Raw genomic sequence first — 6843 nt, 5'->3', positions numbered from 1 at the left:
CCCCATCTCCCCTGCCCCCCTGCTAGACTTTGCAACCAAGTAGCGATTCCTAAATCAGTTAGTTGTAAGTGCAGCCAACCAGGAGGTACTACTTTGAGTGTGAAATATTTTTTTGGGTCATCAGATAATTCTTGACTGGATAAGTAGGAAAAGCGATCGGCAATTTGAGTAGCAATATCTATTGGTGATGTTCCCCAAGATTGGGAGACTTGTAGCGCGATCGCACAAATGTAAAGTACTAATGTGTCTTCCTTTACTTTGTTCACCGAAAGATTACCGTTTGTAACTAATTTTTCTGGAATCTGATTACATTTTTTTGGCAATTTTGAAGTATAAAGATCGTCCTTTTGCCGGATGTTATTCTGTTCCTCAGCAAAAGGTAACAAAGGTATTAAATTTTGCTGTTGTGCTACTGTACTAATTGTCCTTTGCAGCCACAACAGCAAAAACCCTTTAACTGAGGGGAACATGGTAGTTAGCAAACTCTGATTCATCAACGCTCATATCCACAGGACAATCTAGCTTTATTTTCTGCCATCTATCTACAGACATAGATTGCATAAAATATAACAAATGTAAAAGTTAAATTACAGACTGATTAATTAATTCTAAAGTATCCTTTATTACTTTAAAAATCTAGTAAAACTTATATAAAGATAGTATGAATCAAGCCTTGTCAAATGAGATCAATTTGATTAAGTTTGAACAGTAAAATCTCCCCTGTTGAGAAAGGTAATAATAATACACTATTAGTTGACACTCAAAGCTATGCTCCCACAATCTGTTTCCTTAGAATCAAACACTTTAAATTCCGAAGCACTACGTCCTGAACCAGCACGCCCATTTCTCACCTGGCAACGCATTCTTGACTGGGCTAATGAACATTATCGTTGCCGGACTTTTAGCAAAGATGAAAAAATTCCCGCCCGTCCAGGACTACTTTACTTAGTGCAGCGAGGTGCAGTGCGAATGGTAGGAGTTGCTCAAGTTAGCGCAACTCATCGTAATCAAGGCGCACGCACGGTCGCCAATCTGAATCAAGAAGAAGCCTTTTTAGGTTTCGTTGGTGCCGGACAACCCTTTGAAATCGTAGCTCAATCGCCCTTTACGCTACATAGTTATGCTCACATTGACCAAACTTCGGTCATTTGGATGTACTGGCATGACTTAGATAATTGGCCTCATTTTCGCCGGGAAGTGTTGGACGCATTTCGTTATCAGCACCAACGGAAACTGCTGTGGTTGAGTACTTTGGGACAACGCCGGACGATCGATCGCCTCTTAGGATTCCTCACTTTATTAATAGAAGAATACGGCGAACCAGCAGAACAAGGTTACAGTCTACCTTGGACACTAACTCACGCCCAAATTGGTAGCGCGATCGGTTCTACTCGCGTCACCGTTACCCGCCTCATGGGTAAATTACGGCAACGAGGATTAATCCTCACCCAAGATGATAACCTCATCTGTTTGCCTGCGGATACAGCGTTACGTCGGTAAGAAGTCCATACGGATCGCCGAATGGGAAATTTTGGTGAGGAAGTGAACTGTGGAACGTTCTGAGTTGTAGGGGCGGGTAAGAGTTTGAGCAGATACATCTTTGTTCACACCAGAAGAATTAACAAAAAACCCCGCCCTTACAATGCCCTTACAAAGTTTTGAGTTGAAAAGGTAATTTAACTTAAAACTCAAAACTCATCCCTTTGCCCTCCATCTGCTTCATAACTCAACTCGTAAGTTGGAGAAGACGGGGCGAAAAGCGGCATTTGCAGAGTAAAACTGGTTCCTTTTCCTAAACGGGACTCTAAGGTAATCGATCCGCCATGAAGTTCTGCTAATCTTCTGGCGATCGCTAAACCCAAACCAGTTCCCGAAAATTGCCGTGATAAAGAAGTGTGAATTTGAGAAAAGGGAGAAAATAGTTTTACTTGGTCAGTTGGATCGATACCAATGCCAGTATCCCAAACAGTAAAATTCACCTTTTCAGTAGTGCAGTCGTTCACAGTCTCGCAAGAACGGTAAACTCTTAAACCAACACTTCCTTTTGGCGTGAACTTCACTGCATTAGTGAGTAAGTTAATTAAAATTTGTTTGAGGCGAATTGGATCTGCTACCAAGTATTCTAAATCGCTAGCTATTTCTACTTGTAAAGATAGACCTTGAGCGATCGCTCGTTCTCGGATTAAACTAACTACATTTTCTGTTATCTCTTTAATAAACACAATTTGTGGATCTAGTTCCAAACGTCCAGCTTCAATGCGAGACATATCGAGAATATCATTGATCAATTCCAGCAAATACTGACCGCTGCTATAAATTCGATCGACATATTCCTTTTGTTTAGGATTGAGTTTGCCAAAGCATTCTTCTAATAGCACGCTAGAAAACCCCAAAATTGCCGTTAAAGGTGTGCGTAACTCATGACTGGTATTGGCAATAATCTCTCCTTTCACCCGGTTTAAAGTAGACAATTCTTGATTTTTTGCTTGCAAAAGTTGCAATTGGCGAGATTGGCGAATTGCTAAAGTACATTGACTCGCTACTTGCTCAATCAAGAGAATTTCATCTTGGCTAAAATGATGGGATCTAAACTGCAATAAAGCAATTGCTCCAATTAAACCTTGTGTATCCCAAATAGGAGTAATCAACATTATATTTGCTGTTGTTGCAAGTTGATGATTTTTGAGTGTAATTAAACCCAAATAAGTTTTTCCAGCTAGCAATGCAATACGACAATTTTCCGGTAATTCCTTAAGTAGTAAGTGTTGTCCTAATAGTGATAATTCATTATTAATAATCTGCAACGATCGCCGATCTTTAAAATACTCATGCTCTACTTCTAACACTTCTTCGGTTGCTTGGAACAACATCGCACAACAACCATCTATTTCTAAAGCTGTGACTAAACCTTCTACAGATGTTTGCAGGATTTGATCTTCTTTCAGTTCTTGGCGTAGTGATACCGTTAACTTCCGAATTAGTTGCTCAAATTGTAACGATCGATTTAAAGTCAGCGTCCGTTCTTTCACTCTTTCTTCTAATTCTTGAGTGTAAGCTTGCAATTGTTGTACCAAACTTGCTTGTTCAAACGCGATCGCCATTTGATTCGCCACCATTTGCACCAACTGTCTTTCATCTTCCGTCCATTGTCTAGGTGTTCGACATTGATGAACAATCAACAAACCCCAAAGTTTCCCTCGATCCAACTCCAAAGAATTATCTTTCCGTTGTTGAATCGCTGCTACCATAATACTTCGCACTTCCATTTGTTCCAGCATCTTTCGATAGCATTCCGACAATTCTTCAGTGCGAACATCTATGCTATGCCACAGTCTACCTTGACTATAAGCTTGTAAATAACGTTGGGGAATACATTCAGCTGGAAAGCTTTGTCCTCTAATCGATTTATATGCTGGTTTTACTGCTTCTGATGTACAAATACCACTAGCATCTGCTTGCAACTGATAAGCTAGTACGCGATCGGCATTCAAAGCACTTTGTAATTTTCTCACTCCTATTTCCAAAATCTTTTGAAAATTAAAAGTACTGCGAATTGTCGCCGCAATTTCACTTAGTACTGCTTCTCGTTCCCGCCTGTGTTGAATCTCTTTTTCTGCTTCTAAAATATAACTTAAATCTTTAACAAATACCAATAAATAGCTATCCTCAGCTTCTAATTCTCCCATCAAAAACATCGTCACTTCCGCCCAGACGATCGCACCATTGCGACAAATAAAACGCTTTTGCAAAGTAGATTTTCCTGACAACTTACCATTAATTAATTGCTCAATCAATTTCATCTCATCAGCAAAATCATTTGGATGGGAAATTGTCCGATAATCTAAGCGACGCAGCTGTGCTTCCGTATAACCAATTAAATTACTCATTGCTGGATTAGCTTTGATAATCCCACCATCCAAACTCATGTATAAAATGCCCCCTGGCGATTCCCAGAATAGGATCTCTTCCACTGGTGAATTTTCTTTACAGGTAGGAATAAAAAATCGAAAATTGGCAAGTTTTCCCCTGTCCAACTCTTTCCATTCTCGATTTTCCATGTTTAGTTCTCCATATTCTGACGCAGTAGCAGTTTTTTAAACTAACGGTAGCAATTGTAACCATAACTGTTGTACTAAAACGGTGTCGTTAATTAAACTTTGTGGTGTCAATCCTTGACAGCGAGTTATCCTCGCCGTCAACATAAAGAAAAGTCCTAAACGACGAAAGCAACTGCTATACAAATCAAAAAATTTATTAGGAATCTTGGTAAAATCAGAAAAACTTAACTCTCATCGAAAACAGAATAAGTAACTTAAAGCACCCATAATTAGCCCTAATATGAATTAAGTATCTGATTTTTTTCCATATCTCACTGTGAAATACCTTTAAAATAGCTTTTTAAAAGCAGTATTTCTTGATTTTTATTTCATTTTTCTTAACAGGGGCAAGCTTTTAACCCCTTATAACCACAAATCCTATCAGCACCAAGAGGGCATTTCTAAAAATAGATATAATTTTATACAAATCGTCACTTAAAAGAAATATATCTTTAGGGCTAGTCAAATTAGCAAAGGCGGACAATCCCAACTTTCCAATCAATTCTTGACCCGGCAAATTTTAGATTTTAGATTTAGGATAATGGAATTTTTCTTTCCGTTCAAGCCCCGTACCGCAAAATTTTAGATTTTGGATTGGGTAATTTTTCAATCTAAAATCTAAATTCCCAAATCTAAAATCAGTTGACTTGGTTTTTTCATGATAAAAATGCTAATTAATTAGGGAAATTTAAAAGCGATCGACTAGAAGAAACACAGTAGTTTGATATTCCCCGGTCTAACGACACGGGGATTTGGGGACAAAACAGAAATTATGTACCATTAGCCGGAAAAGTTTTCCCAGCTTGGGGAAGCACAACAGTTTTCTGAGAATTAGCAATATTAATTGTCGGTTCTACAATTTCCTTGCTCCAACCAGGCATAGCAAACAAAGGCAAAATTTCCTGGCTAAAAGCTTCTGCTGCTTTAGAACGGTAACGATGAGGATTAAAAATCACCGACAGCATTCGTTTTACCACCACTTCATCAATATTGGCACGATGGAGAATCCCCATTTGGAGTTCTTTTTCGATCGCCGAAACGGAAACAAAAGCCGCACCTAAACCTGACTGTACAGCATTTTTAATTGCTTCTATGGAATTAAGTTCCATTTCAACTTTCAACCTGCGAGTATCAATACCACAACGAGTAAGTACTTGATCGATTACCTTACGAATTGTCGATTGAGAATCCAGAGCAATAAAACCTAACTTGTACAAGTCATCTTTTTGGATAATGTCTAACTTAGCAAAGGGATGAACCACTGGAATAATTAACGCTAATTCATCCTCTACATAAGGTTGAATTTGCAAAGAGTCATTTAATTCCGAGGGAATTTCACCACCAATAATTGCCAAGTCCACTTGTCCATTAGCCACACTCCAAGCAGTGCGCCTTGTCGAGTGAACGTGCAACTGCACCGACACATCTGGATATCTTTGCCGGAACATTCCGATCATCCGAGGTAATAGGTAGGTTCCAGTAGTTTGGCTGGCTCCCACAATCAGGGTACCACCCTGAAGATTTTGTAAATCTTCAATTGCACGACAAGTTTCTTCACAAAGCGAGAGAATCTTTTCGCCGTAGCTTAACAGGAGATATCCTGCTTCTGTTAATTGTGCCCTGCGCCCACCGCGATCGAACAAAGGCACATCCAATTGCCTTTCCAAGTTCTGCACTTGTAAACTAACAGCGGGTTGGGACACATACAGACTATCTGCGGCGCGTTTGAAACTTCCCTCAGCGGCGATCGCTTTGAGAATACGCAACTGATCTAAAGTAAAAGGAAGGTCGGTCATACGGCTAAACCTGAATGTGAAAAGGAGCCAGAAGACGACAAACCCAGTTAAATTGGGTTTGACTCAAACGCTTAATTACTAATACAGTTTAGAGATGTTAGGTTCAAATATGAAGTAATACCGCCTAAGAAAAAATCCTCTAAGTGTAATTTCTGACATGGTTCGTGCTGTAATTGAATCGATTGATAATTCTTCAAATTTTGTAATGTTATTTAGCTGGTTCACTCCCAGTCACGGAATCATCCTGGGACTGTTGTTAAGTTTTGCGCTCGCTCACAGTGGGTTAGCAGCATTGCGTACCTGGGGAGAAAAATTAATTGGCCCCAGAATGTACCGCATATTATTTGCCCTAGTCAGCTTGCCCTTAGCCACTGTGTTAATCATCTACTTTTTTAACCATAGGTATGACGGCTTACAGATGTGGCAGGTTCAAGGAATACCCGGAATCAAACCCTTTGTTTGGGTGTTATCTGCCGTATCTTTCCTCTTTTTGTACCCTGCAACCTTTAACCTGCTGGAAATTGCCGCCATTCAAAAACCAGAAGTACACCTGTATGAAACAGGAATCATTCGCATCACCAGACATCCCCAGATGGTGGGACAAATAATCTGGTGCATTGCTCACACCATCTGGATTGGTACCACTTTTACCCTAGTCACGTCAATCGGTTTGATTCTACACCATTGTTTTGGAGTCTGGCACGGGGATCGCCGACTACTAGCCCGTTACGGCGCAGCCTTCAGTGCGGTTAAACAACGAACTTCGATCGTCCCATTTTTAGCGATCGTCCAAGGCAAACAAACCCTAAAATGGCAAGAATTTCTCCGCCCCGCCTATCTAGGAGTAGCCGCCTTCGTCCTCCTCTTCTGGTGGCTGCATCCCATATTGATTAACGCCACCGCTAGAGTTGCTTGGTAGCGAGAGGGACAAGGGGACAAGGGGACAAGGG

Annotated in this window: 4 protein-coding genes and 1 pseudogene; 2 read left to right on the top strand and 3 right to left on the bottom strand. The window is 40.3% G+C overall.

Translation table 11 applies throughout. The annotated features are described in order from the left end of the window. Positions 1 to 494: pseudogene (locus IQ264_RS30785) on the bottom strand (hypothetical protein); the annotation flags it as partial. Positions 495 to 768: 274 nt separating this feature from the next. Between IQ264_RS30785 and IQ264_RS30780 the strand changes: the two are divergent. Next, complete coding sequence (locus IQ264_RS30780; RefSeq protein WP_193986221.1) at positions 769 to 1500, top strand: Crp/Fnr family transcriptional regulator; 732 nt, start codon at positions 769 to 771, stop codon at positions 1498 to 1500. A 188-nt stretch (positions 1501 to 1688) separates the two neighbouring features. Here IQ264_RS30780 and IQ264_RS30775 read toward each other — a convergent pair whose 3' ends face one another. Both IQ264_RS30775 and IQ264_RS30770 read right to left on the bottom strand, forming a co-directional pair. Beyond that, the gene (locus tag IQ264_RS30775; protein ID WP_193986220.1) at positions 1689 to 4058 is read right to left on the bottom strand and encodes a GAF domain-containing sensor histidine kinase; all 2370 of its coding nucleotides are present in this window, start codon (positions 4056 to 4058) and stop codon (positions 1689 to 1691) included. Between the two features lie 809 nt (positions 4059 to 4867). Continuing rightward, the gene (locus tag IQ264_RS30770) at positions 4868 to 5893 is read right to left on the bottom strand and encodes a LysR family transcriptional regulator (protein WP_193986219.1); all 1026 of its coding nucleotides are present in this window, start codon (positions 5891 to 5893) and stop codon (positions 4868 to 4870) included. Positions 5894 to 6098: 205 nt separating this feature from the next. Here IQ264_RS30770 and IQ264_RS30765 point away from each other — a divergent pair, with 205 nt between their 5' ends. Further along, complete coding sequence (locus tag IQ264_RS30765) at positions 6099 to 6812, top strand: NnrU family protein (protein ID WP_193986222.1); 714 nt, start codon at positions 6099 to 6101, stop codon at positions 6810 to 6812. Positions 6813 to 6843: the final 31 nt, after the last annotated feature.

The sequence above is a fragment of the [Phormidium] sp. LEGE 05292 genome, assembly GCF_015207735.1.
Classification (GTDB): Bacteria; Cyanobacteriota; Cyanobacteriia; order Cyanobacteriales; family Aerosakkonemataceae; genus Floridanema.
Note: the sequence above shows the minus strand (reverse complement) of the source record. Positions and strands in the feature narration are given on the sequence as shown.